The 25,964-nt window shown below is 36.2% G+C and carries 22 protein-coding genes and 3 pseudogenes; 14 read left to right on the top strand and 11 right to left on the bottom strand.

Annotated features, from left to right (window positions below):
* Window positions 1-35: 35 nt before the first annotated feature.
* Window positions 36-1,178 (bottom strand): annotated as a pseudogene (locus NSQ66_RS25930) (transposase).
* Between the two features lie 190 nt (window positions 1,179-1,368).
* On the opposite strand from NSQ66_RS25930, the gene NSQ66_RS25925 reads away from it, so the two are divergent.
* The 8 genes from NSQ66_RS25925 to NSQ66_RS25890 all read left to right on the top strand — a co-directional run bounded on the left by NSQ66_RS25925 (window position 1,369) and on the right by NSQ66_RS25890 (window position 8,872).
* Window positions 1,369-1,527 carry a hypothetical protein gene (locus NSQ66_RS25925; protein ID WP_170914260.1) on the top strand — a complete coding sequence of 53 codons (159 nt, stop codon included), beginning with the start codon at window positions 1,369-1,371 and terminating at the stop codon, window positions 1,525-1,527.
* Between the two features lie 499 nt (window positions 1,528-2,026).
* Window positions 2,027-2,476: a hypothetical protein gene (locus NSQ66_RS25920; RefSeq protein WP_051491394.1), complete on the top strand. Its 450-nt coding sequence runs from the start codon at window positions 2,027-2,029 to the stop codon at window positions 2,474-2,476.
* Window positions 2,477-3,153: 677 nt separating this feature from the next.
* Window positions 3,154-4,998 (top strand): ABC transporter ATP-binding protein, encoded by a 1,845-nt coding sequence (locus tag NSQ66_RS25915; protein WP_036685482.1) that lies wholly within the window; start codon window positions 3,154-3,156, stop codon window positions 4,996-4,998.
* Entirely contained in the window at window positions 4,961-5,389 is a 429-nt protein-coding gene (locus tag NSQ66_RS25910) for a redoxin domain-containing protein (RefSeq protein ID WP_170914259.1), read from the top strand. Before NSQ66_RS25915 ends, NSQ66_RS25910 begins: the two co-directional genes overlap by 38 nt.
* Before the next feature lie 462 nt (window positions 5,390-5,851).
* A complete protein-coding gene (locus tag NSQ66_RS25905) occupies window positions 5,852-6,307 on the top strand; it encodes a hypothetical protein (RefSeq protein ID WP_141118548.1) in 456 nt (151 codons plus the stop codon).
* A gap of 874 nt (window positions 6,308-7,181) precedes the next feature.
* On the top strand, window positions 7,182-7,475 hold the full coding sequence (locus tag NSQ66_RS25900) for a hypothetical protein (RefSeq protein WP_051491392.1): 294 nt from the start codon (window positions 7,182-7,184) through the stop codon (window positions 7,473-7,475).
* Window positions 7,439-7,843 (top strand): transposase, encoded by a 405-nt coding sequence (locus NSQ66_RS25895; RefSeq protein ID WP_249267742.1) that lies wholly within the window; start codon window positions 7,439-7,441, stop codon window positions 7,841-7,843. Before NSQ66_RS25900 ends, NSQ66_RS25895 begins: the two co-directional genes overlap by 37 nt.
* 612 nt (window positions 7,844-8,455) lie before the next feature.
* Window positions 8,456-8,872, top strand: a complete 417-nt coding sequence (locus tag NSQ66_RS25890; RefSeq protein WP_327196844.1) for an IS3 family transposase — start codon at window positions 8,456-8,458, stop codon at window positions 8,870-8,872.
* 322 nt (window positions 8,873-9,194) lie between these two features.
* Here NSQ66_RS25890 and NSQ66_RS25885 read toward each other — a convergent pair whose 3' ends face one another.
* From NSQ66_RS25885 to NSQ66_RS25870, 4 genes and pseudogenes are all read right to left on the bottom strand, one after another.
* Window positions 9,195-9,341 carry a hypothetical protein gene (locus tag NSQ66_RS25885; protein WP_179086898.1) on the bottom strand — a complete coding sequence of 49 codons (147 nt, stop codon included), beginning with the start codon at window positions 9,339-9,341 and terminating at the stop codon, window positions 9,195-9,197.
* Window positions 9,327-9,409, bottom strand: a pseudogene (locus NSQ66_RS25880) (IS5/IS1182 family transposase); the annotation flags it as partial. The pseudogene NSQ66_RS25880 and the gene NSQ66_RS25885, both read right to left, overlap by 15 nt.
* A gap of 417 nt (window positions 9,410-9,826) precedes the next feature.
* Window positions 9,827-10,243 (bottom strand): hypothetical protein, encoded by a 417-nt coding sequence (locus NSQ66_RS25875; protein WP_036685477.1) that lies wholly within the window; start codon window positions 10,241-10,243, stop codon window positions 9,827-9,829.
* 317 nt (window positions 10,244-10,560) lie between these two features.
* On the bottom strand, window positions 10,561-10,920 hold the full coding sequence (locus tag NSQ66_RS25870) for a helix-turn-helix domain-containing protein (RefSeq protein WP_051491389.1): 360 nt from the start codon (window positions 10,918-10,920) through the stop codon (window positions 10,561-10,563).
* Between the two features lie 421 nt (window positions 10,921-11,341).
* Here NSQ66_RS25870 and NSQ66_RS25865 point away from each other — a divergent pair, with 421 nt between their 5' ends.
* From NSQ66_RS25865 to NSQ66_RS25845, 5 genes are all read left to right on the top strand, one after another.
* Window positions 11,342-12,502: a cysteine desulfurase family protein gene (locus tag NSQ66_RS25865; RefSeq protein WP_036685473.1), complete on the top strand. Its 1,161-nt coding sequence runs from the start codon at window positions 11,342-11,344 to the stop codon at window positions 12,500-12,502.
* A gap of 13 nt (window positions 12,503-12,515) precedes the next feature.
* A complete protein-coding gene (locus NSQ66_RS25860; RefSeq protein ID WP_036685470.1) occupies window positions 12,516-12,923 on the top strand; it encodes a hypothetical protein in 408 nt (135 codons plus the stop codon).
* A gap of 417 nt (window positions 12,924-13,340) precedes the next feature.
* On the top strand, window positions 13,341-15,164 hold the full coding sequence (locus NSQ66_RS25855) for an ABC transporter ATP-binding protein (protein ID WP_036685468.1): 1,824 nt from the start codon (window positions 13,341-13,343) through the stop codon (window positions 15,162-15,164).
* 87 nt (window positions 15,165-15,251) lie between these two features.
* Entirely contained in the window at window positions 15,252-15,398 is a 147-nt protein-coding gene (locus tag NSQ66_RS25850) for a hypothetical protein (protein ID WP_155986599.1), read from the top strand.
* A gap of 261 nt (window positions 15,399-15,659) precedes the next feature.
* Window positions 15,660-15,917, top strand: coding sequence for a hypothetical protein (locus tag NSQ66_RS25845; RefSeq protein WP_051491388.1), 258 nt, complete (start codon window positions 15,660-15,662; stop codon window positions 15,915-15,917).
* A 1,949-nt stretch (window positions 15,918-17,866) separates the two neighbouring features.
* On the opposite strand, the gene NSQ66_RS25840 is transcribed toward NSQ66_RS25845, so the two are convergent.
* From NSQ66_RS25840 to NSQ66_RS25825, 4 genes are all read right to left on the bottom strand, one after another.
* On the bottom strand, window positions 17,867-19,492 hold the full coding sequence (locus NSQ66_RS25840) for a polysaccharide biosynthesis protein (RefSeq protein WP_036685467.1): 1,626 nt from the start codon (window positions 19,490-19,492) through the stop codon (window positions 17,867-17,869).
* A gap of 1,315 nt (window positions 19,493-20,807) precedes the next feature.
* Window positions 20,808-21,224, bottom strand: coding sequence for a hypothetical protein (locus tag NSQ66_RS25835; RefSeq protein ID WP_051491387.1), 417 nt, complete (start codon window positions 21,222-21,224; stop codon window positions 20,808-20,810).
* 4 nt (window positions 21,225-21,228) lie between these two features.
* A complete protein-coding gene (locus tag NSQ66_RS25830; RefSeq protein WP_036685465.1) occupies window positions 21,229-21,702 on the bottom strand; it encodes a hypothetical protein in 474 nt (157 codons plus the stop codon).
* Window positions 21,695-22,102 (bottom strand): hypothetical protein, encoded by a 408-nt coding sequence (locus NSQ66_RS25825; RefSeq protein WP_036685463.1) that lies wholly within the window; start codon window positions 22,100-22,102, stop codon window positions 21,695-21,697. The genes NSQ66_RS25830 and NSQ66_RS25825 overlap by 8 nt, the downstream gene beginning before the upstream one ends.
* A gap of 810 nt (window positions 22,103-22,912) precedes the next feature.
* Between NSQ66_RS25825 and NSQ66_RS25820 the strand changes: the two are divergent.
* Window positions 22,913-23,717, top strand: a pseudogene (locus NSQ66_RS25820) (helix-hairpin-helix domain-containing protein); the annotation flags it as partial.
* A gap of 604 nt (window positions 23,718-24,321) precedes the next feature.
* Here NSQ66_RS25820 and NSQ66_RS25815 read toward each other — a convergent pair.
* Together NSQ66_RS25815 and NSQ66_RS25810 are read right to left on the bottom strand one after the other, a co-directional pair.
* Window positions 24,322-24,876 (bottom strand): methyltransferase domain-containing protein, encoded by a 555-nt coding sequence (locus tag NSQ66_RS25815; protein WP_051491402.1) that lies wholly within the window; start codon window positions 24,874-24,876, stop codon window positions 24,322-24,324.
* A gap of 6 nt (window positions 24,877-24,882) precedes the next feature.
* Entirely contained in the window at window positions 24,883-25,917 is a 1,035-nt protein-coding gene (locus tag NSQ66_RS25810; RefSeq protein ID WP_141118554.1) for a HAMP domain-containing sensor histidine kinase, read from the bottom strand.
* Window positions 25,918-25,964 lie beyond the last annotated feature (47 nt).

The following is a 25,964-nucleotide window of genomic DNA, read 5'->3' as shown; positions in this document are numbered from 1 at the left end:
GCAGACAGGCAGAATTTTTATAAAATTGGAATTTTTTAAGCGGCGTTTTGGACTCGTTGCATCGCTACAGCAAGAGCAGAAGCAAGTAACACAATGGCATTCAAATATTGGTGAGTTTTCACTTTTTGAATCCCCCAAATATGGAGCTGGTCTGCGGTCAAATAGGTTTTGATTCGAGAATTGCAACGTTCCACACTGGTTCGTTTATTGTAAAGTTCCTTCCAACCTCGACTTTATCGATGCGGTAGGGCAAGCGCCGAAGATCCGTTTGACTGTTAATTTTGACTACCATTCCATAATTGGAGGACGAACAAGCAGCAATACCTAAAGGGCAATTCACTTGATCTATAGCATGCGGACAACGGAATTTGAAATAGTTCTTCTCTTGTCCCCAATACGTTATGGAAAAGCTCATTGAGCAACAGGAGTGCCTTTGCGAGTAATCCCTGTTGGTGGCTTCTTTTCATTTCGAGCATTCAGCGGAATAATGGCTTGTGCCTTGACGTTCCGGGCTGCCTCGTAATTTTTCATTTGGTCATAGCCCGCACCCAGCATGAAGAATTTTGTGTTTTGGATTTCTTAGCGACAAGCATCATGAGCACAGGCCCTTCGTCTCCATCGTTCACATGAGCAGGTGTCACCTTAAGCGCTATCGGAAGTTCACTCTTTGCATCGACGGCAAGATGCAGCTTATAGCCAAACCACTTGACTTTGTTGCCAAAGGTATCAAACTTTGCGCCCCAGTTGGCATTGCCGGTGAGTTCGCTTTTCGCTTGGGTTCTTTTTTTTCGTAGGCATGTATGGCTGCGCTATCGATGGCGATATGAGTTCCGTCGATGATTCCAATTGCTTGGCACTGAGCCACAAGATCCTCAAACAACTGCTGGGCAAGGCCTTGTGATTCAGCTTGGCAAAGACTCGGTTTAACATGGAAATCGAAGGGGCGGAGATATCCAGTCGAATCCCACATTGGTAACGAAAACGAAGGTCAAACTCCTGTCTGCACTGCAAGCCTGTAAACGTATCAATGTTCTCCAGAGGAGCCGCGAGTAAAGCACGAGGAATGCCTTGGCGACAGTGTCCATTCGCTCCTCGGGGTGAGGGATTTCTCAATCGTCTCGCATATAGTCGTAAGTTAGACCGCTGAAGAAGATAGGCGGTCGTTCTTTGGATTCAATTTTTTAAAGTTCCTCAAAGGAAAATAGACTTTCTTGGAGAATATTCAAAGGGGGCTTCCTCCTCTTGAGTTTTTTGGTTTCGTCACCAAAAAAACTTCTCCAAGTTGGGGTGAAGTCCTTTTTTATATCAAAAATTTCTTTGTGTAGCAAGGGCTTAGATTAATGCAAAATGGTCAGATAAAAGTGGCTATTGTCTGAGCACCCAAGCATTAAGGCCGTCTCGCTCTATCCTGCTGAGAATCAAATGGTATTGCAGGGAGAGCAAGATCAATTGTGGGAAGTATGGATTGCAAATTTAATCTCCAAAACGGATGGAGATTTTGTTTTTGAATTACTTATTTCTTCTTAATCAAACCCCTAAAGAAAAGTTTGCGATTGAAGTAAGAAGCCTTCTTTTTATTGATCCCTCAGAAGGTGCCCTCGTCCAACGTCTTGTTAAACCTGATTTAACTAACGTTTAGGCCCAGTATTTTCAAAGCTTCCAATACGATTAATCCCTGAGGCGAAAATTCGGTATCTTTCCTAACAAGGATACAAACTTCATGAGGCTTAATATTCTCTGTTTCAGGGATAATGAGTACTTTGGTAGCAATATAGTCGGCTGCAAGTTGCATTGAAGTGGCATGAACCAAGGTAACTTTATCGCCTTCATTATGTAACTTGACAATCAGCTCGTTCCTATTTGCGGTATTCTGCATTATGCGATTAGCGACCTTAATAATGTTATCGGTTGAACGGTAGTTTCTGACCTATGATAAAGATGGAAGAACGGAACAGGAGCGCGCCTTGATCCGATCCTCAAAATTCAAATTTTTTGAAATACTTGATCCATTAAAAGAGTAAATTGTTTGCATGAGAAACTATATACCAAGTATTACGAGGTAAACGAAACACCGGTCAGGGGCGTTTCGCTCACCCCAAAACAAGAAGCTATTGACGCCGCTGAAAAGAACTACGGTTATTTTGCCATGATATCCAATGGCGTAAAGGATCCGCTCGAAGCCCTTGAAATTTATCGTTCCAAAGATGTCATTGAGAAAGTCTTTGGTAATTTAAAAGAACGCTTGAATATGCGCGCACCCTTTGTATCCTCAGAAGAGAATCTGGGAGGTATTGTCCAATTTGTTGCACTCATCTACCTTTCGTACATAAAAAAATCAATGTCTGACCAAACTTATCAAAACTTATTCAAAAACTATACCATACAGGAAGTTTTAGACGAGTTAGATATCATCGAATGTTTTGAACAACCAAGGCGCCAGCGCCGGCTTGGCGAGGTTACCAAAAAAAAAGGATAACTATATGAACCTGGGGTGAATGTTCCTAACCAGGTATAATTTTCCGGTAATCTAGGCTTAAATGTTTTTACAACACCTTGGTTGGCTTTATGCCTGTCAAGGTGTTTTCTTTAGTGTGGCTGCCAGATGCGTATGGGATATGAAAAAGAGAATATCAGCATTTTATTATTGAATTTTAGGAAGGTAAAAGTTCAAGGAGCTTACCCTGCGGTTAAAGAGGGGCTCAAATAAAAACGAAACTTAACCGATTCGCCTAATAAAGGGAACGAGAGGGAGTCCGTCCTAAATTGTCGATTAACTTGACTGAAAACAAGGTTTTCGACAGCGTAAAAATGATAATGTTGTAATTAATTGAAAAAAGTAAAGAACAAAGGAGGAAATTTCATGGTAATGATGATTAAAGCGGTTCAACTCCTTATGGATAAAATGTTTTAACACAAGTTTCTAAGATTATTATGCAATATCATCTCCATGAATGGCTTGGATTTTAATGTGAAAAAATGAAGCGCACTGGTAGTTATTCGCTCACGAGGCCTTCATAGAAAAGCTAGATAATCGGTCCTCTAAAAAATTATTGATGTTATACAATCTATTGAAATTTTTACAAAATAATTTTAAATATTATAACGTAGTCCAATAGGTGAAGGATAAGTAATCTAAAGTAGAAAGGCAAATAAATGAATAATAAAATTATACAAACTGTATTCTTATCTTTTTCTTCGTTTGCGAAAGTTTATAAATTTTCAAAAGGAAAGGTAGTTATAAGTGCACTTATAAGTATAATTTTAGCTTCTCAATCAAATCTAAATGCTATTCTAATGGGGAAAATAGTAAATAGTATTTCTCACATGAATTTTTACACAGTTATTTTATTTATATCTATTCTGCTATTAATACAATTTGGCAGCTCATTATTGAATATATTTAAATCTCATTTAAATAATATACTTTCACATCGATTCACCATTAATACGCAAAAAGAACTAATTGAGTCTGTTGCTTCTATGGATATCCTTAGAAAGGAAGATCCGCGATTTAAAGGTAACTTGCAGCTTTGGACTTATGGAATAGGAAAATTTTATGATACTTATCAAACTTTAATTATATTGGTTCAAAACGTACTTTCAATGGGAATAAATTTATCGTATTTATTTTTTTCTTACTGGATATTGGCTTTGATTGTGTTACTTGTCAGTTTCATTAAAGGAATAATACAATATCGTATTATTAGATTTCGTGTAGAAATAAGAAGTGGAATTGAACGAAATTCAAGAGAGTACGAATATTTATATCATTTGCTGTTAGGTAGTGAAAATCAAAAAGAGCTTTCTCTATTCAAGTCAGTAAATTATTTTAAAGATCAGTGGTTTCTAAAAAAAAACAATGCCTTAGATAAACAACTGGTACTTGAAAAAATGGAGAATAAGTTGAATGCCACTGAGTATGCATTATCAAGTATAAGTACTGCTATTGCTAGTTTTATTATTGTATATCTTATTTCGCATGGAGCGCTTTCGACTGGTGACTATATTTCTTTGACAATGTCTGTCGGAGCAGCAGACGTAAGTCTCCAATTAACGATTCAACGTTTAGCTGCGCTGATTGAAAATACTAAGTATATAGAAAATATTGAATCAATGAGTATAGTACCTAAACAAAAATGTATGGAAGAATTACGAACCTTTCGACTTGACCATGAACTACGACTCGAAAATATAACTTTCTGTTATCCTAATCGTGAAAAACCTGCTCTTCAAGGGATTAGCGGAACTGTTTATAAAGGCGAAAAAGTTGTTATTTTAGGAGATAATGCAGCAGGTAAATCTACTCTTGTAAAACTGATACTAGGATTATATCGTCTTCAAAAAGGTGATATTTATTATGATAATGTAGGTATTAATAAGATGGATACGAATAAATTATGGGATAGAACTGGGGCTGTATTTCAAGATTTTATTCGTTACATGGGTTCGATACGAGAAAACGTTACTATTGGTAGAAGAGAAGAAGTGAACGATGATGTTCAAATTCTTGATATTTTAAATTTATTAGGGTTTAAAGAAAGTGACTTCCCAAATGGGCTTGATACACAGCTTGGCTATCTTTCTGATAATGCAATTAATCTATCAGGTGGGCAGTGGCAGCGACTTGCTCTGGCACGGATATTATTGCGGGATGATGATGTGCTTGTATTAGATGAGCCGACTGCATCGCTTGATCCTTTAAGTGAAATAGACATTTATAATAAAATTATGGAATTTAAATGGGATAAAACTATGTTCATTATTTCACACCGTATAGGAATGGCACGTAAAGCTGATCAAATATGGGTGATGAAAGAAGGGGAAATAGTTGAAAGAGGAACACATTATCAGTTGATGGAAAAAAAAGGTACTTATAGTCAAATGTGGAGTCAGCAGAGTGATTGGTATCTAAAATCTAATAGAGGAGACATTGACAATGTCGGAAATGGCGAAGAGGTATATGAATCAGGAACTAAAGGCAGGGCTATTACTTCCTAATATTCAACTTGCAAACTGGAACGGGGAGTCGTTTAAATTATATAATCTTTCAGGAAAAAAAATACTGATTTTCACTTCTTTGCATTGCCTAGCTTGTATCGATTTAATGCCGCATATAAATCGAATTCAAGAAATATACTCTGCAACTATTGTGTTTTTTTCAACTGGAGATGAGATTGATCACAAAGAAATTGCCGATTATTTTAATTGGGAGTTCCCAGTCATTGCAATGAAAGAAAATGAAATGGAAATGACCTTCTCAGCAAAAAAATTTCCATATATGATCTTTGCTGATGACACGAATAAGGTAATTGGTGGAGGAGTTATTCATAATCTTAATGATTTTAAACAATATTTATTGAATAATTGCTTTGATATAGAGAGGAAATGATATAAAAAGGTTGCTTTTATGAATGGGTGAGATTCAAAATAACAAGTTGAAGACCTAGTCGTTAGCTATCAAACGATTTCGAAGTGCATTTTTTCTATATCTATTAAATCAGTTAGTTTAAAAATAATTTTAGTAGTGAAGATGTCCTCAATAATTCATCTGGAAAGGTTCGAAGTGTAATTTATTTTGTAAAGCTTAGTGCTTTGAAAGGAGGTGATTTGTATGGAGTTTAATAGTCATGTACCTATTAAATTTATTCAGTAACAGATGAATTGTTTTGTATCTTAGATTCCACTTTTTTATCAAGAGCAAATAAGTAAATATGGTTTCTGGGATTTTTACCGAATAAGCATGTAATTTCGTATATTCTGATAATATCTTTTTATTCCCTGGTTGTTTATTAATGACAACAGGAGAAAACCTCAAAGTGGGTGTTTGCAAATGTATGAACATAGGAAGTTTTTGAAAAAGAGCAAAGGATTCTCTTATGAACTCGGCAAGTTTTTTCCATCTACTATAAAACGAAATCAACTAGATGAACAACTGAATTTTGAATGGATACATAAAACAATTAATGGAACTGTAATTTACATTATGAGTGATTCGTGTACAGCATGCAATTTTGAAATTGTTCAAGAGTTTAGTCATAATTATAAAGAATTTAACCATTATATGCTTTTGCAATCAAATGAAGAAGGACTTAAGAAAATAGTTGAAAAATACAAGTTGCATTTTCCTATAGAGCTGTGTGAAATTGGTGCTGTAGATGAGAGCTTAAATTATGGGGCTCTAGCACCTTGGGTTTTTATGGTTGATAAATTTGGGGGAATTGTTTCGGCAGGTGTATATCCAAATTATGACGGATTAGAAATACAAATAAAACCTTTAGTATCAAATAGGATAGATAGGGAGAATTAAGATGTAAGTGTAAGGAATAATAAAATAATATGAAACTCTCTAAAATATTATTTTGAAATATTTACTAACGAATGATCAAGCTGAAATTGACAGTTCTTCCATGAGGACTTCGTGAGCGCACTTCTATACAAGAGATTAGCGAGGGCGTTTGGTAATTTAACATATTGTTTGGCAAGTTCTTTTTCAGTAACTGAAGTGAAGTCATGTCCTTTTGTGGAAACATTCGGAACTGACACATTTACATTGCTTCGGGTAGATACAAAGATATCGAGTTTCTGATGACCGAATATCGAGTGCTTGCGAACTTCTTTCGGCAATTAGTATTTTGTTAACTTTGATTTTACATGAAATCAGTATGAGTCTATTGCTTTACTTTGTTTTCAAGATTATACCACTTTACTTTAAGGGCATATAGTAATAGTTAAGTTGGTAGATAGTTCGATTCCGAACTTCTATATAAATAAAACTAATGTTGGGAGTGTGTGAAATGGCTTGTTCGTGCAGTTGGACGTCAGTTACACAGAATAATGGTGTAGGGTATGCATGTAGGTATGGTAGTAAAGTTTGTAAATCTGAGTATTATAAAGTTCGATATGAATGGGCACATTGTTTCTACCTCGGGTCATATGATTATCAAACGATTACTTGTAATGAAGTAGGGACTGGAGAGTGTTGCAGTGATGGATTTGGTCCACTTCCGCCAACTCCGTGATGAGATTTTTTTAGGATTAGAATAGGTTTCTTTTATATTTATGTATTTGTAAGGTGTAATTACAATAGCCGATCCTTTCAAACAAAATTGAAGGATTAGGCTATTGTTTTTTTAAGAGAAATTATTTTCACCATATAGCATCAAGAAGTACCCAATCCTGTAATGAATTATTTCGAGGGAACAAAAAAAGAAGGTGAAAAGGGGGTGCAGAACTGGCAGGATCGCTTCTTCCCAGAGTATCCGCAGGTATTTAAGGATTGGAAAGGTAAAGCCTCATTCATTACGCTAGGCGAGTTTCCGGCTCTAGGTGAAATCGTGGAGCTAGGAACAGAAGGCATTGTGGAACGCTGGAAGAAAGACGTGAAACGCGCTGTAGGGACAAAAAGAACTAAACAACTGGTCGAAACCGTAGAAGTTTCATGTGGCTTACCAAAGGGCTTACCGCAGCAAAGATAGAGATTAAAGCGCTTTCGGGGCAGTGCGACATGTTCGCCAGACAACTCGAAGAGGTTATGGCCGAGATGGAACGTCTACTTGTGCAAATAACAAGAACGAAGGCAATGCTCACCGTACCGAGCGTGGCTGTGGTCACCTTGGCAGGGTTTCTAGCGAAAGTCGGAGATCTGAGCGGTTACGAGCATGGACAGCAGATTATCAGGCTGGCCGAACTGAATCTAAAAGAGTACAGTTTTGGAAAGATAAAGGGCAAGTCGAGCATCACCGCCCGAAACAGCAAGGCTTCGGGCCCTGCTGTTTCGGGCGGTGATGCTATGGTAGCAAAGAACGCGAAGTTCAAGGTAATGCAACAGTACTTCACGAAGTGAAGCCAAAATCCACTGAAGAAAAGGCAATCCCTTGTGGCCTTGTGCGGGAAACTCATACTTGACCTGCATATGCTCGGGACTCTGCACATTCCATACGATGCAAACGACGTTTTAGGGCCGGTACGTCAGTCCCAGATTCAGATGGCAGCTTAAGTAAAACGGAAATCACGTTTCTCACCGGAAGAAAAGAACCAGGACAAAGGAAGCACGGAGCAGTCGCAGGAATCATTTCCATAAGAGAAACGACCCTGTAAAGGAGTAAGATACGGCGTCCACATCTTGAGAGGTCGAACGAAGGAATGAAAGGGCAAAGACCCCGCGTGACATGGGAGGGTAAGCCATTAAGAGTCAGGTGTGAATATCCAAGGTGCGATCATAACAACCAGTTTGTGGGTTGGGGATGAATCCCCAAGCTCTATTCCTGCTACCGACTTCGCCAGAAAATAATGTCATCCTTACGTGACTTCTCCAACTCTCAAAAAGTCCACGGTTGAAAACCTAAGAACGAGTGAGTAAACAAGAGGAAATATTAATTTATAGTGGGAGAGAAATTGAGACCACAGGACAATTACCAGCCATAGAGGAACTGCGTGACCTACACGCTTATTAGCTATTGCAGGGCATCGGGCCAGTTATTACAAGTGGCGAGCCACGGGGTCACGGCAGGGCGATATACACGCTCGAGATCATGAAATTAAAGTTCACATGGTAGCCATTCACATTGTAAATCCCTACTTAGGATACCCCCGAATGCAGACAACTCTATGTGAAGCAGGCTATCTCGTCAATATCAAAAAAATTAGGCGGATCATGAAAGGATTATCGATCCAATCGGTGATCCGAAAGAAACGAACTCGCTCCAACTCTACCCCATCCGTGGTGTATCCTAACCGATTGAAGCGTAAGTTTCATGCTACCTTTCCTCAACAGAAGCTCATCACCGATACTACATATATCTCGGATGGCACCCATTTTTATTACCTGTCCGAGATTCAAGATCTATTTAACAATGAGTTTGTCGCTTGGTAAATTTCCAACCGTAACGATGTGAAACTGGTCCAAGATACGGTAGGTAGAACAGTGGACACGAAAAGGAGACTTCTCGGAAGCCGTACTCCATTCGACCAAGGGCTCCAATAAAAGTCTCAGGCGTACAACACACGATTAGAGGCATACGGCGTCAAATGTAGCAGCTCTTGCAAAGCAGTCTACCTAGATAAAGCATGCATTGATTCCTTCTTTTCGCATCTCAAAACAGAGAAGAATTCCACCAAATGATGTCCTATATAAAGTCACCAATCACATTTGCATTGAACTTTACGATGTTATGGTTGGGAATGACAGCGCTGGCTTACTGCTCTTGAATCAGATTCAAAAAGTTATTTAAGTCATAACCACGTTCGGCTAAATCGGTTTTTCCGGATAGATCCATGTTTTGCAGCATTTCATAGCCTTTGACGCAATCATGTCGATTTCCAGACATAAGTTCAACACGCAATGAGTGGGCAAAGCGTCGACAATCGCATGAATTTTAGTGATTAGTCCACCTCTGGAGCGGCCAATAGCCTAAAATTGCTGCCCCCTTTTGCCTCCATCGTCAGTGCTGGTGAGCACAGACGACGGTGGTATCAATCATAATATTTTCAAATTGATGGAGTGCGATACAAGTTAAAACACCTCATACGCCGGCCATCTGCCAGCAACGAAACCAGGTATCCACCGTTTTTCAAGATGGATAGTAGTCCGGCAAACCCGCCAAGGCCTACCGAAACGATCTACCCCAAAAAATAGAATTCAACATCGGTTTATTGTTTTTTTCAATTTATCCACCCTGTCTTATTTATTCGGGTGGAAGCAAATCTTTGATTCGTTCCCATTGTTCGTTACGTTTTTCGTATCGTCTTTTCATAGATGTATTTTACCCTGATTTAGGACTAATTTATATTTTGAAGACACGCTCTAAATAATGTAATAAGAAAATATTTATGACAAAGGTAAAATGCGAGAATTCAAAATTATACAGTTGATTTCTTTGAAACTATTTATTTTATTTCCTGCTAAATTCGGAAAATTTGATGTGTCAATTAGATGGGGGGGGGTGAAATTTTGTAAGTATTTAACATATTTTTTGTGGTATGCTAAGCAGAAAATGGGTATTGGTATTTTGTAAAGTTTCTCTATTAGTAATATTTCTGATTCATCGCAATCAATCAAAATACACATATTACTATCGAATTCTAAGTCTTGATGGTTCTCAAATTCTCCAAGTATATTAATACATCTTATGCAGTGTATTGATAGATAAATTATGTATTTAAATTCTTCAAATACATTAGTGGGTTGATCATTAGTGAACAAGCTCTCAATAGATGTTTTTTTGAATAAACGGTCATTGTTCATTTTTTTTCCTCCTCATTGTTAAATAACAAGTAACCAACTACCTATTAGCTTATAGATTGAACTTTGATTCTCCCAATTAAGAATTGAGCTTGACTATTTGGACCTCCGGTCGGCCCTTCAGATTTCTTGAATAATATTGCTGTTTGGGTTTGAAATCCGCAAACAAAGGCGGAAGAAAACTACCACTCTTATAGTTCCAAAATTGCCCTCCGCCTATCTTCTTATAATTTTAATTTTCAAGTTCAATCTATTTAGTCATTGTCATTACTTTTAAATTGTGAACTTTCTATTCTTTAATACCATTTATGCGAGTTTATTTAAAATCTATTAGAATTATTACTTACATATGCGTTTAGATTGTCTGCTTTTAATAAGTAGCCCTGTCCACAGACTTTGATTAAAAATCGTGGTTCATTACAATTATCTTCTATTTTTTTGCGTAGCCTATGTACTAATACATATAGTTCAGTATCTTGATTTTTTGAATATTCTTCTGATGTCCACACATATTTTATTATTTTTTTCTTATCCAGAGTCTCACCTATAGAGTTTGTGAGTAAAATTAGAAGTCTTAATTCTAATCTTGATAAAGCCATTTTCAACCCATCTTTAAGTAATGACGAGTCATCAAAATCGATTAGTACATTTTCATTAATTCGAAAAAGATTTTTCAACAAAAAACGTCACCTCTTTTCATTAATGTAATCCATTTATTCTAAATTTTAGGATGTAGAAAAAATTATCATAATTCTTTTAATGTGTCAAATGCATATTACACACCTATTTTAGGTAAATTTTTACAATCATAATAATAAAATCATTGATTAATTTAAATAATAGACTGTATTCTTCAGCTGAAGAAGACTCCGACTGATCAAAGCAGTAATTAAATTGTCTAAGCTAGTTAGCAAACTAGCATCGTATCTGTATATTAAATGATTAATTACTTTGTTCTAGTTGCCTGAGCAATTTTCTCCAACAACAATAAACATTTTGTCGAATACCTTGTATTAAAATAAGGTTTTCGACAAGTGAAAAATGATATTCTGACAATATAAGCAGTGGTGTGAAAAAAAAGGAATTTAAGGAGGGATTATCATGGGGGTTTATCTTGATTACAGTGCTTCAACTCCTATGCATAAAAAAGTTTTAAATACATTAATAGAAGTTTCAGGAGATATTTACGCAAATCCCTCATCATTACATCGGATGGGATTTGATGCTAATGATTTAGTGGAAAATTCTAGAGGTATTATTGCAGGTTACTTAGGAGTAAATAGCGATAATATTATTTTTACATCAGGTGCAACAGAATCAAATAATTTAGCAATAACAGGTATAGTTAATAATATTGAAAAAAGTAAAAATACTCTTCATATTATTGTGCCTACTACAGAACATTCATCTGTTTTGAATGTCTACAAAAAAATGGAGTTGCAAGGAGTTAAAGTTTCTTATTTACCAGTTGATGAATACGGAATTATTGATATGGAAATGTTAAAAACAGAAATAACTAAAGATACTGTATTGCTGAGTGTGATGCATGTTAATAATGAGACAGGGGTAATACAGCCGGTTTCTGAAATTGCAAAGTTAATTAGTGAATATCCTAGTGTATGTTTTCATGTTGATGGAGCCCAGGCAGTTGGCAAAACCAAAATTTCATTTGAAGGTATAGACTTGTATACAATATCTGCACATAAAATAGGTGGACCAAAGGGTATTGGTTTACTAATTAAAAAGTCAGATATTGATTTGGCACCTTTAATGTTTGGGGGAGATCAAGAGTTTGGGAACAGACCTGGAACCCTAAACGTTCCTTTAATAGCTGCGTTCACCGAGGCAATTAAGGAGACTATAGATAATTTTGAAGCTGAAAATAAAAAAGTTACAGCATTTAATCAGTATCTTTACTCTCGAATCAGTAAGATGCAAGGGCTTTTTATCAATAGTCCTCCTATCCCGCTTTCAGTCCCTCACATTATCAATTTTTCATTTCCTGAATTAACATCTCCTGTAATACTAAATTTTTTTGATAAACATGGGATAACTATATCTTCTCAATCAGCATGTTCGTCGACTTCTAGTAAAAGTCGAGTATTATCCTCAATGGGTAAAAATGATAGAGTTGCCTCAAGTAGTGTAAGAGTTAGTTTTGGTACCAATACGCAAGAAAGCGACATATTACAGTTCATCGAATGTTTAGAACTATTAATTGGGAATTTAAGTGTAATACATTTTGAAAATAGGATTTTATGATCGGGAGAATTTAATGAAAAATAAACTATTAGAAAAAATAATGAGTAAAAGCAACCCTTTGGGTGTAGGGGATATACTTCCAGATGCTTTTATTGACGATCTGAATTCTCTATATGAGGTAATGGAAGACTCGGAAATAATTTTTATTTTATCTAGTTCGTGTGAAACTTGTATAGAAGTTTTGGATTATCTAAAAATTAATGGATACTTTGATGTGCTTATTCTAATAGAAGGTGAGTTAGAATTCATAGCTGAATTAAGGAGTTGTTTCAAAAAAGTTTATCGAGCAGATTATTCAAAGTTAAAAGAGAGTTTACCTATTCCAGTGACACCTTATATTTATAAAGTTAATCAAGAAAAGGAAATTTTAATGAGTGAGATATGTTATGACATATCAACATTAACAGAGATATTAAAATAGCATATAGATGGTCAAGATATCCAATGATCTTACAATTTTAGACACGAAAGGCTATTTAACTAAAGGCGAGAGCGTTGATTGTTACTGTAAGAATTAAATTTAAAAAAGACATAGGATATTGTTGTGTATATTTTTCATGTTTAAATATCAAATGCTAATTGATGTACTGGTAGAATTGAAATTAGACATATTAAGTTAATCATTGGAGGAATTATACAAAATTTGATACAGTTTCTCTAGAAAAAAGACAAATTTCATAACATTAATTAATTTGAAATAATTTCGTTAATCTCTATGATGTTTTCTCAAAGTGAATTTTACGTAATATACTCTGGAAGTGCCCTGTATTATTTCAAATAACTTACATTGGTAATTATTTTTAACATAATCTAAGATCATCTACTGGAGTTGTTTTGCTTGAAGACAGTTTTATATATTGTGAAAAATACATATCCAACTATTCTAAAAAACTTCCCTATACTTTTTTTGATGAAGTTAATTTTCTACCTAGTAGATGGAGTTACTCCATTAATTCAATTATCAATTACTACCAAAATGATTAACTCTGTTTCAGAAGTTTTGACAAACAAAAACATTATAAAACCACTACTAACAATTTTGGCCTTACAAGTTTTATTTTCTCTTATTATTACTATTATTTCATCTTTATCTAATTTAGTAAGAACTAAAATTGATAACAAAGTCTCGTTTTTAGTTGATAGTGCATTCATCGAAAAAGTGCAGAAATTATCATTCAGTAATTTTGAAGACCCTGAGTTTTTTAATGACTTTGAAAGAATTAGTAATGGCGCGGGAAAGAAAGCGTTTGAGGTTATTGATCTAATACTTTTAATAATAAAGAATAGTATTACTTTAACATTGCTAATATTTGTACTGATGAAAATTCATTTTATTCTTATATTTACTTTAGTACTTATATTTATACCAGTACTTATACAAAATTTAAAAATTGGCAAGAGAGAATATAACTTGTCAATGAGTCTAATACCAACAGAAAGAAAAATGGAATACTTTTATTCAATTCTTAAGGATAAACCAGTAATTAAAGAAATTAAGATATTTAATCAAAGTAGGTATTTGATTGATAAATGGGAGAAGTTATTTTGGGTGTTTTCAAATCAGAAATATAATTTGCAGATAAAAACAGAATTTATTAATTTATTATTATATGGAATGAATATTGTTATCAATCTTCTAATACTGTCGATTACAGTTTTTAGTAGTATTTTGGGTCGTTTAACAATTGGAGGATTTGTAGCAGTTTCTCAAGCGGTAACATCCTCAAGTAATCAAGTAAGAGAACTTGCTACTTCCATTTCAAAAATTTCTCAAACTGCAAGATATGCGATGGACTATTATTCTTTTCTAAATCTCAAAGAAGAGACAAGAGCTAGTGATGTTCAATTGAATGAACCTATATCATGTATTGAAGTGAAAAATTTGAATTTCAAGTATCCGAATAATGAAAACTATACGTTGCAAAATATCTGCTTTAATATTTATGGGGGTAAAAAAATCGCTATTGTAGGGGAGAATGGTGCTGGGAAAAGTACTTTGGCTAAATGTCTTGCAGGTCTTTACGAAATACCTGAAGGTGACATTAACTATAATAATATTAGCATAAACGAAATAGACAAATACTCACTTCGGAGCAATATTACCACATTATTTCAAGATTTCATTAAATATAATATGACTTTAAGGGAAAACTTAAGTTTTGGAAATATATCAAAAATAGATGATGACTTATTTTTAGAGAAAACATTAAATAGATTAAGGTTAAACAAATCTGATAAACAGATGGATCTTCATTTAGATGCTATGTTAGGAGCATATTTTGAAAAAGGAAGAGATTTATCAGGTGGGCAGTGGCAAAAAGTAGCACTTGGAAGATGTCTAATTAGTGAAGCCAATTTATTAATATTAGATGAGCCCACGTCCGCGATTGATCCAATAATGGAGATGGAAATAATAAAAGATATCCTTTCTATTACAGATAGTAAAACTGCTATAATTGTTACTCATAGATTAGCATGTTGTCGCTTCGTTGATGAAATAATTGTATTAGAGAATGGTAAGTTGATTGAACAAGGAGATCATGATTCACTTTTAAGAAAGAATGGTAAATATGCAGAAATGTTTAACTCACAGTTGTCGATGTATAAAGATAACAACGATGAGGAGTTTCGTAGCTTGCCTCTGAGTGTTGGATCTATATAGATTGAATCAGTGATTTTCGAGTATCCGGCAGGCTCTCACCCAATCACTGTCGAACTTAGAAAGATCCTTGATGAGGCGGTGAATGGGATGGAAAAACACGAAGCCCTGTCAGCCATTGAAGAACGACTGAAGTCAACAAAGGATCGTCGAACATACGAGCGACTTCAGACTATTCGTTTAGCGATTAATGGGAATGTCTATAAGCTAAATCGCTACGATTACGTGTCATTCTGAGAAAACAATTCGCAACTACATTCATGCTTATGAAAAGGCAGGAATTCTCGGCCTCATCATGCGGTTATCGCCGGGGCGATCCCCGCGATTGACAAAAGATCAACGCGACGAGTTAAAGCGCGTTATCGTCAGCCAAGTACTGGCAGACGTCTTCACTGCCAGATTCAATTGGACATTACAACTCATTGCAGACTACATCGAGCGGACGTACGGCTGCCAATACTCGTTGCGCGGCGTCCTAAGCTCATGGGACATATGAATATGAGCTATACGAAGCTCACATATACCCTTGCTGCTGCAGACCCTGACAAACAGAAACAGTTTGTCGAAGAAATGTTCCCAGCTTTAAAAATGGTTGGAAATAGCGAAACTGATCATTTTTTGTTTGAAGATGAAAGCATGATCTGTGATTATCAGGCCCTGCAACGAACATGGTTTGAAAAAGGTAAGCAACGTGTTATTTGGACAACAGGCAATCATCGCGGCGTGAAGTCAGATAAGGTAGTGGGAATTCTTTAGTTCAACCTATATAGTTAGTCCCTTTTACTGTTTAGTTATTCACTGAATTATCTACAGTCAACTATGTTGTAAAAGGAAGATGATAGTTTTACTCCTGTATTACTTTAAGTACGGAGCCGCTAAAATCGGCTCTGTATTTTTATTTGGGAAAGTATAATTATCTTGAGACTTATCGCTGAACTACAAACAGTTCTGTCCGATATTCTATTCAAAAGTGTGGTAGAGAGAGAGAAGTGGGATAACCGTTAAACACCGCAAAAAATCCTCACTTCAAAGCCTTTGGAGAAAAGCACTTCTTGCATATTCCACTTACTGTTTTGAACTCTTCGTAGCAGTTAGACCCGCTAATTTAGGAGTATGCCCTAGTCACATTGGTGTTCTAGTAGATTTACGTTTTTTTCACAGTCTTCGGTGAAATGGACTTCGGTCTGCGAGTTGCATAACCCACTTAGAGAATAACGACAGTGCTTTAAGTTTAAAGATTCCGATATTTGGGAATATGGCTTATGCTTGTCCTCATCCAAATTATCCATATCCTAAATCCTACTACCTTCTGCCAAAGATGACGCACTTGTCATGAAACATACATCCTATGGATTCGACGTATTTCTCTCGTAGGTGAACTCTGTTCAAAAAACCACTACACCCTTACGAACTTCATGATGAAATGAATCTCGTAGACGCATTGGAAAGAATCTGTGAACGGCTGTATGAATAATATTTGACATTTGACACGCCTTCGCGATTTAGCCATCTTCGCGCGAAATCTAAGTGGAATTGGCTCAGCAGCATGGATGGCTGCAGCTTTCCTGGATGGAGTTCTACCCGAAAAAAGTTAAACCCAGTAGAATGTTGTGTTAAGAATTTTGCGACAGAATTCTTGCAGTATAGAATCTCAAAGCAGAAGTGCCGTGAAACTGAACGGTCTGATAGAGCCCATTAAACAACATAACTTTTCGATCAGATTGGACTGCTTATTGATGGGCAGCATTGTATCCGACTATCCATGTAATATCTCTAGTCAGATGTTCGTATCAGTACCGGTACGGAACATCTGACTAGAGATATTGCAAAGCCAGTCATGGATTTGGACCGGAAGCTAAAGGGGGGATTAAAGAGAATTACGAGGGATTTGTTTACTAGAGAAGAGAATCCAGCCCTACAATTCGGTAGATGCCGCGATTGTCAAAGATATTTAGCAACGGTACGATCTATTGAATTTACCTGTGAAGTGCTCAAATACACGTGTCAACAGTTCCACGATTTGCTCCGGTCTCAAAACAGAATAATCGATGATGAGCACCCGTGCTTCTGCGTTGAGCGATTTAAAACGCGTATGATGTGAAGATTTAAGGCAAGTATAGCATCGCCAAGCAAAAGGAACTGGATTTAAAAGATAATACCTTTGCAAGGAGAAATTGCCCCGTTGTCACTTTCCAGGAGTCGAACCAGTCCTTTCCTTAGAAGAACAAAGGAAAAGAATTTGGGGAATTGCTAGACTTGAAAGAACGTGTGATTTAGAAATGACCTTTCTCGCTACGTTTTTCCGTTATGCAGATTGGCAATGGATCTAGAAAAGCAGTACTGTTTAGACAGTGGACGCTAATAACATAGAGTCAGGCCCCTTTTTTTATTGGTAAGGTTGCTCGACACTTCCATGATACCAGATAAACGAGATGTTATTTGTAATATCAGTAAATAATTGAGTTCCACTTATGAGCTCAATTATTTAGGCTCAATTTCTAGGTGCGAAAGCTGAATCATTAAAAATTATATAAGAAGCCTATAGATGAACAAGATAAAATAGTATCTACCATTAACTTTTACATCATAATCCTTCTCTACTATATCCACCTATAGTGGCATAGAAAAGATAACAAGTTAAGTTCTCTCATACTATTATGGTGTTGGATTAGGAAAAGACCATAGTTAGCTTTCCTCTATATCAACTATCTTTTACTCCTACCGAATTGCAGCTTCATGAGAGGTTTTAGAAGTTGCTGAACTCCAAGTGGGTAGCTTTCCAATTCTTTAAGATTTAGTACTCTAAGTATAATAAGTAGGAGTAGATAAACGAGAATTATACCGCCTGCGACTATTAAGCAAGTAAGTAGATACGCGACCCTAGTTGTCATGATGTCAGTGAGCATGAGCCCCAATATATTAAGCGCAAGACCAATACATCCAGCTACGAGTACAGATATCAAATAGGAACCCCAGCTAGCACCCAGTATTTGAAATGGTACAACCGACTTCAATAGCCGTAAATTGAGTATCGTAATAATGATGAAGCAGAGTCCTGTGGCAATGATTATACCGTATATCCCCAAAAACTGACTAAGAATAACGCTAGCGATGAGCTTAACCAAAATGCCAATCATCACATAAAACATTGAAGTTCGGGATTTACCCATCCCAAGTAAAATCGAATTTGATGTTGTCATTGTAATTTGAAATATTGTTCCTAGAGTCAGCAGTGCAATCATCTCACTACCTGACGGAGTCTTAAAAAGTAAGCCATTGACTGGATATGCCGCGACCACAAGTGTTAGTACAATCGGTGTACCTGTTAGAATAGCGATACGAAGCGCCAGTATAATCTGATTCTTTAAATAGAGTTCGTCATGTCGGGCATAAGCAGCTGAAATGACTGGAATCAGCGATGTGCTAAGAGCGATGGCAAGTACCGGTGGAATACCGGCGATACTTTGAGCTTTTTGGCCTAAAATATCTATAAGGTGTATTGCTTCTCCCTCGCCGATTTGACCCGCCAAAAGAGGTACAATAAGAGACGAATCAATCAGATAAACCGCCTGTATAGTCATAGAAGCCAATACAATTGGGATAGATAATCTAAATATATCTTTATATATTCTCCATAGTGAGAGTTTTAATTCTGTTTCATTGTGACCCCGTACCTGTGCTGTATCCTCATTACTATACTTAATAGCAAAATAAATCATTACGCAAAAGGCAGCAACGCTGCCTAGCACGCTTCCAAATGAGGCGCCAGCAGCCATAATTGCATTACTATAGCCTTGACGTAAAAGAATGAATGCAAGTAAAATTGCAGTCATAACACGGGCGAACTGCTCAACAATCTGTGATATGCCACCAGAGGTCATATTACCGCGCCCTTGAAAATATCCCCGCATCATTGCAATTGATGGAAATAATAGGAGTGCAGGTGCAATGGCTCTTATTGCTAAAACACTATCCGGCACTCCAGTAGACCGCGCATATACTGGAGCTACTATGTATAAAGCTGTACTCATTACGACACCAACAACCGCTGCGAAGTATAGTGCAGCTCTATATACCTGTTTCGCTTCATTAGGCCGACCTAGTGCATAGAGCTCGGAGACTTTTTTGCTAAGTGTGCTGGGAATACCAGCTGTCGCCAGAGTTAGTAGCAACAAGTAGACATTATTGGCCTGAACGAACGAGGCGTTACCTATTTTATCAAACATATGTTCCAATGGTACTCGCTGAAATATGCCGAGTATACGCGCTATTAGGGCGGCCGCAGCCAAAATCAAAGTACCTTTTATAAAGGATTCTTTCTTGTCAGACAAATCATTTCGCCTTCCTTACAATTAATATTGTGCATTATGAAAAAAATACAATAAACCCCTTTTTAAGTAATTAAGCGTTGTATGCTATTATACATGATCTAAACATCTGCTTTAGTTGTATAAGTTTTCATATGAATGCCTCATAAACCTGTGATCAAAACGAATTTTTATATTCCGTTCATATAAACAACTATACTCCTCCTAGAAATAAATAGTAATTGTGTAAACCCAATAAGTAAATAGTTAATTTAAGATAATTGAAAAAGTCTTAAAATCATAAATTTCCTTATATATGCTTTTGGGAGTAACACGATAGTATTATCTTTAAAATTATTTATGTCTATCAACACAGTAGAGAGATTACATCAATCATTTTAGTAGTAACATATTCTTATAATGAATAAACTACTGACTTTTTGTAAAGGTTGAAAAAGGGCTATTGTTTACTAACTAAAGAGTGAACAAGGTTGACTTAAATCTTTTAAGGACAATTACCAAATAAATAAAGCCTCTCAAATTTCCAAGTAGGGTAATATGATTTAAATAAATCTTAGGTCCGTTGGAAACAAGTAACGAAGAAATCCAAAAACTCAAATAAAGCAAACATGAAGTGACAAAATTATTTGGTGCGATTAACTATGTGGTCGGTTAGGTTCATCACCGAGAGGAAGGCGGATGTCTAACCAATTGAAGAAAATGGCCATGATTTTGACGACAGCAGTAACATCATGCTCAGAGTTACAGCCTTTTAAAAAAGGAAACCCACGCTTGACGTGGGTTTCTCTTCCGCTTTATAGTCCAAACCCGAATATGGTTAAAGAGTATGGGTGTGGCTCAAAGCAGACATGTTGAACAACATCTTCTTAAAAATTAATAAGATTAGACTTCATGTGAATCAATTTATGTAGCGAATAAATAACTACCGCTGGAAACGATAGATCGCCTATTTGTTAAATTATAAACTTAATTGTGCTTTTGAATAACCTTAAAGGTTCTACTAAACATAAACATAAAATGAAATTAATAAAAAATCCATAAAATATTATTTTATGGATTTTTTTAAAAAGAAAATATAACGCATAGTTCTCTTAAGATTAAGTTGCTAAGTACAACAAGTTCCAGTGTCTGAAGTACTGCATGTCTCAAAAATCCAACCGTTAATAAGTTGGGATACAAATGACTGACAAGCAGTTTCATATCTGGTCATTTTGCGTCCCAAAATACATGGACCTCTAAGTTCACAGTAAGTAGTAGTACGTGAATTAAACATAAGACCAGTTATCGCACAATCAGCTGAAGTCATACACATTCTCATTCACCTCCCTTCATTAATTAACATCATCATATCATTAGAGTTATAAACTACCCCTTTATTAACTACTTTCCCAGTGTTGTTCGAAATAATTACAAATGGATGTATTTTCACCTTGTAAACATCATCCATTTCTTTAGAAGATAATGTTATAACTGGGAACTTCCATTCAAAGTAGTCTCTGATTTCCTTATTGATCTCCTCATCTCCGGTTGAAAAAATATAAAGATGATAGTCATTATAGTTCTGACTTATTAAAGAGATAAATGGAAGTAATTCTATACAGCGAGCACAATCCACTGAGATAAAGAATATTAATGATTGATATATATGTATTTCCTTAAGCTCAGGACTTTGAATCAAATTAGGTATCTCAGATCCGACTTGCAAACCTGTATTTTTGGTGGAGATAAAGTTCATTTAATCACATCACTTTATTTAGTAGTGGCCTTGCAAACATCTCTACATCTTTAATATGGTTATAAATATTACCGCTAAAAATTTGGCCGATTTTATTTACCACTAACATGAACGGAACAATTGAACCACAATCAATCTGATCATCAATTATGCGAATATCACAGTTGTACAATTTGACATTGTGATCTTCCTGGAAAAAGTCCTCAGCAGTTTGACCGTCATCGAGATGAAAGAAAATCGCATAATTCATTAAGGGGTTTAGCCTTATAAATTCATTAATTATTTTCGGATCACAGGCAGTACAAGTTGGAGAAAGTAAAAAGATAATCGTACCAATATCTGTATGCGTAATCCAAGTTAAATCAACCTCTAATTGTTCTTTATCTAACAACACTATTTTATTTGGAATATATGTGCCTACGAATCGCTTTTTAACTGTACTTTTCAGGAAATCCGGAATCGGCTTAATATTATCCATTCGCCACTTTGCCCCCATAGGTCTTAAATGGTAAATAATATTGAGAAACAACATCATTTTCAACAATTAAATCGAATCGAAACATTCCTTCTTCTTCGACTACTGGTATTGGAATACTTACTCCAATATCCGCACCAGAAACCTTTTCAGAAATATTAAATTGATTTCTAAGTACAATAGGTTCTGTTTGTCTTAGTAAAATATCATTAATATCATCATAAACTTCTATCCAACAGTCGATACTCTGAACTTTTGGAAGTTCAAATAGTTTCACGAATAAACTGGCATTAAAAATAGCAGGAGTTGCTTTTATATTGATGATTTTCTGAATACTAATTAAATTTAATAGGTTTTGATCCAATAACTGAATTTGTTCACAAACTACAATTATACCTTTCAAATTCACACCTCTTCATTTTTGTTATAACGACTTTAATGTTCGAAATTCGAATAATTCTTTTTGTTTGATCCTTCATAACATATTTCAATTTTCCAAGTAATTATTTTTTATTATTAATGTTAATATGACCAGAATAAATAATGATTCCTTTAATGTTGAATAATTCAATAGGATTCATTAATAATATTCTCCCATGATTAAATACCTAGATTTGCTGAAGAACTTACTTTTCAATAGTTTATTTTAAATCGATTTTTGAGGGATACTCCAATACCGAATTAATTGTTCTAATCAATTAAGGTGGCTCCCCATCACACTCCCCCTTAAATACCTTATTACAATCTATTACTTATATTGATAATATAAAGCTTTTTTTCTGTCGAAAACCTTTTTTTTGAGCAAGGTATTCGACAAAATATTTATTGAGTTATTAATTATTCCAAATCCATGCTGTGGTTTTACTGATGAACTCTAGTACTTCATAAGTCTTTAAAAAGAGAACATGCAATTTTGTGTTACTGGCTGTTGATTCACTTCAAGTCACTTTATTTAATTACGTTGATGTAGTTCGCCTTTTATAAGCTTCAATTTTTCATTTTTATTGTGAGGAGTTACTTCTAAAACACTTTTTCTATGTAGCTTATAATTAACTATTGGTTTGTTATTGTAAGTGAGTTTCTCACTGAACGGTGGCTCAAAATACTCCGAAGTATTCAAAATAATAATCTTATAGATGTATAACGGAACGGAAAATAGTGCTTAACACAATATGGTTTTATAAACATAAGTCAATTTTGAATAATATGCTTATCAGGTAAAGTTACTCCTCTGGCACGTGTGGAGGCGGTTGAGCTGGCCGGAGTTACCGTCCAGAACTGTACGCTGAATAACGTTGGAGATATTGAACGCAGGAATCTCAAGCACGCCCTGGGTACGCGGGTGTTTATCCGCCGCTCGAATGATGTGATTCCGGAAATTCTCGGCAAGGTGACCGAGGAGAGTGATGGCGGGGAGATTATTTTCCCTGAGGATTGTCCAGACTGTGGTTCTCCATTAGAAACGCGAGGTGCGCATCTCTTCTGCAACAATAAACTGGATTGCAAGCCGCAGATTATAGGGCGGATTACTCACTTTGCTTCCCGTGATGCTATGGATATCGAAACCTTTAGCGACAAGACGGCAGGGCAGCTGCATGAGGAACTGAATGTACGGGAACCGGCAGATATTTATATGAGCTGAGCTTTGAGCAGCTTGTGAAGCTGGAGCGTTTCGGGGAGAAAAGGCGGATAATCTGCTCAAGGTCCTGGAAGAGAGCAAAGGAAGAGACCTTGCTTCCTTCTTGTTTGCCCTTGGTATTCCGAACACTGGCAAAGCGACAACCAAAATGCTGGCAGATCACTACTTCAGTCTGGAAGCCGCGATGAACGCAAACGCCGAGAAATTAGCCGGTCTGCCGGACATCGGGGGCATTGTAGTTGAGAGCATCGTAAGCTTCTTAGCCGATCCTGTTGTGGTAACCAGCATTAACAGTGTGCTTGCATTGGGTGTGCAGGCAAAGGCACCCGAGGCCCCACGCCAGGTGAATACCAACTCCTTCTTCAGCGGCAAAACGGTAGCTAACCGGTTCACTGCAGAAGTTACGCTATTCATGACAGCCTCCGATGTACTGAAACGTAATTAAGATTTTGCTGTACCAAATCGTCTTGGTACATCGACAGGATTGCATAATCATTGAAGCATTTTATATATAGCGGATTGTGCAGGCGACCGCTATTCCCTAGCGTATACCAAATGGATGTACACGAGCCTTCGGTTAAGTCAAGGTATTAACGATGACTCAAATAGTTCTTCCGCTGATTCTACTGTACCCAAGACAAACGGTTGATACGAGTAGAATAAAACTGGTTGCTCTGGATTAAGTACATTTCAGGCAAGGTAGTGCTAAAAGATCACGATAATGACAAAGGTGGTTTGAATTGTATCAGTTATTTTCGTTAGAAAAACAACTTATCTCAATTGTACTTGTTAGATATCTCATGCATATATTGAAAAAAGCAACCTTTTGGCTGCTTTTCAGTCTCAATTATAACCGTTACTCACATAGTTTTCTCACACTAAATCCAGTCCTGCAACAGTATTGGCTGCATATTGGGCTGGTCATTTCCATTCTCAATACTTATACATTCTTTAGAAATTACTGTTTTCCGAGTATTCATCTGTCATTCTTTTTTACGACAAATATATACGAATGTTGGAGGGAAAGTGTAAGGCATAAATTCAATTTTCTCAATAAGTAGTTGTTTAGCCCATTTTTTTTTCATGTGCAGCGAGTGCTGATATGCAACTAAAATTCCGCCTGGTTTAAGTGACTTAACAATCTGATGTAGGATTTTGTCACGCATTTCAATTGAAAAATTAAAAAATGGTAATCCGCAAATTATGCAATCTAACTCACGGATGCCTTCCTGATTCAATTTCTTGAGTAAGTAGCTGGCGTTGGAATGGAAAATGCATTCCGGATAAATTGATTTTAAGTGTTCTCTCATTTTTTTATTCCGCTCAAACAAAAGCACTTTTGTAGAATTCGTTAATTGTGATGTCATGAGATGTGTAATAGCACCTGTACCAGCTCCAAGCTCTGCAACGGCATTTACATTATGCCATTGTACAGACTGGATTATTTTATTGGCTAATAATTGCGAACTGGGTAGAATATTTCCTACCCGATTTGGATCTTTGAGGAAGCCTTGTAAGAAAAGTAAGTATTCAGACATAATCAATTAGCAATCCTCTCCGAAAGGCAATCTCAGTTGGAATGTGAAGACGTCATGAGTGTGTTTAAGCGTTAAAGTACCCTTGTGCAACTCAGCAATATTCCTAGCTATCGAAAGACCAAGTCCTGCCCCGGTTTGAATTCCCTGGCTTTTTCTTGAGTGGTCAACCTTATAAAATCGGTCAAATAGACGGTTTTCTTGATCCTGTGAGAGGGGAGTTCCTTTATTTTCAATCTCAATGGTACAGTGTTCAGAATCGGTTGTAATTCGTATGCTAATGCTTCCCGGGCTGATGGAATATTTTAAGGCGTTCATAAGTAGATTATCTATGGCTCTGGCTATTTTCTCACTGTCGATTAAGGTGATGATTGGACTCTTATCTATATCTTTTATAAGATGCACATTGTTTTCTTGAGCGATTGGTTCGAATTCGAACAATAATTGATTCAAAAGCTGTGACAAATCGATTCTCTCCAGATTTAAACGGGAATCCACCGAATTAAGTCGGGTATATTCAAACAAATCATCAAGGAGTTTCTTCAAATGAAGCGCCTTGTTATAGGTGTTTTGAATAAAACGTGTGTATTCTTTTTTATCTTGGTACGATTCTGTACGTAAAAGCTCAATATACCCGATAATACTTGTAAGAGGGGTACGTAAGTCGTGTGAAATCCCCGTGATCATCTCCATCTTGGATTTTTCTATTTCGCGTTCCTTGATGATCTGTTGCTCTAAGCGCTCTGCCATCCGGTTGATGTTCAAAGCCACCAGTCCTAGTTCATCTTGGCGCACAACATTTACCCGATAACTCAAATTACCTTCGGATATAATCTGAAGTCCTTGTTCCAGCGCAATTAAATCTTTGACGATTCGCCGGGTCAATGTAAAAAATGTAATAACGAAAATAATGAAAAACATCGGAGTAAGAAGGTAGGCAAGAAAATTGAACACCCAATCCAATTTTGTTGCATTTCCAAAATGAAATAACAAGATGCTAAGTGAGGTATTTATCGCAATGGTAATTATGAAACTCAACACCATCCTGATTAAGATATTGGATTGAATGCGTTTATTTATTTGTAGATTTC

This window comes from Paenibacillus sp. FSL H3-0329, assembly GCF_037963285.1.
Classification (GTDB): Bacteria; Bacillota; Bacilli; order Paenibacillales; family Paenibacillaceae; genus Paenibacillus_AQ; species Paenibacillus_AQ odorifer.
The sequence above is the reverse complement of the archived record's forward strand: the minus strand, read 5'-3'. Positions and strand labels throughout refer to the sequence as shown.

Coding starts and splice junctions, on each gene's coding strand:
- NSQ66_RS25915 (WP_036685482.1), top strand. CDS start 3,154: ATGAATAATAAAATTATACAAACTGTATTCTTATCTTTTTCTTCGTTT.
- NSQ66_RS25910 (WP_170914259.1), top strand. CDS start 4,961: ATGAATCAGGAACTAAAGGCAGGGCTATTACTTCCTAATATTCAACTT.
- NSQ66_RS25900 (WP_051491392.1), top strand. CDS start 7,182: ATGAATTATTTCGAGGGAACAAAAAAAGAAGGTGAAAAGGGGGTGCAG.
- NSQ66_RS25895 (WP_249267742.1), top strand. CDS start 7,439: ATGTGGCTTACCAAAGGGCTTACCGCAGCAAAGATAGAGATTAAAGCG.
- NSQ66_RS25875 (WP_036685477.1), bottom strand. CDS start 10,243: ATGAACAATGACCGTTTATTCAAAAAAACATCTATTGAGAGCTTGTTC.
- NSQ66_RS25865 (WP_036685473.1), top strand. CDS start 11,342: ATGGGGGTTTATCTTGATTACAGTGCTTCAACTCCTATGCATAAAAAA.
- NSQ66_RS25860 (WP_036685470.1), top strand. CDS start 12,516: ATGAAAAATAAACTATTAGAAAAAATAATGAGTAAAAGCAACCCTTTG.
- NSQ66_RS25850 (WP_155986599.1), top strand. CDS start 15,252: ATGGAAAAACACGAAGCCCTGTCAGCCATTGAAGAACGACTGAAGTCA.
- NSQ66_RS25845 (WP_051491388.1), top strand. CDS start 15,660: ATGAGCTATACGAAGCTCACATATACCCTTGCTGCTGCAGACCCTGAC.
- NSQ66_RS25835 (WP_051491387.1), bottom strand. CDS start 21,224: ATGAACTTTATCTCCACCAAAAATACAGGTTTGCAAGTCGGATCTGAG.
- NSQ66_RS25830 (WP_036685465.1), bottom strand. CDS start 21,702: ATGGATAATATTAAGCCGATTCCGGATTTCCTGAAAAGTACAGTTAAA.
- NSQ66_RS25815 (WP_051491402.1), bottom strand. CDS start 24,876: ATGTCTGAATACTTACTTTTCTTACAAGGCTTCCTCAAAGATCCAAAT.
- NSQ66_RS25810 (WP_141118554.1), bottom strand. CDS start 25,917: ATGGTGTTGAGTTTCATAATTACCATTGCGATAAATACCTCACTTAGC.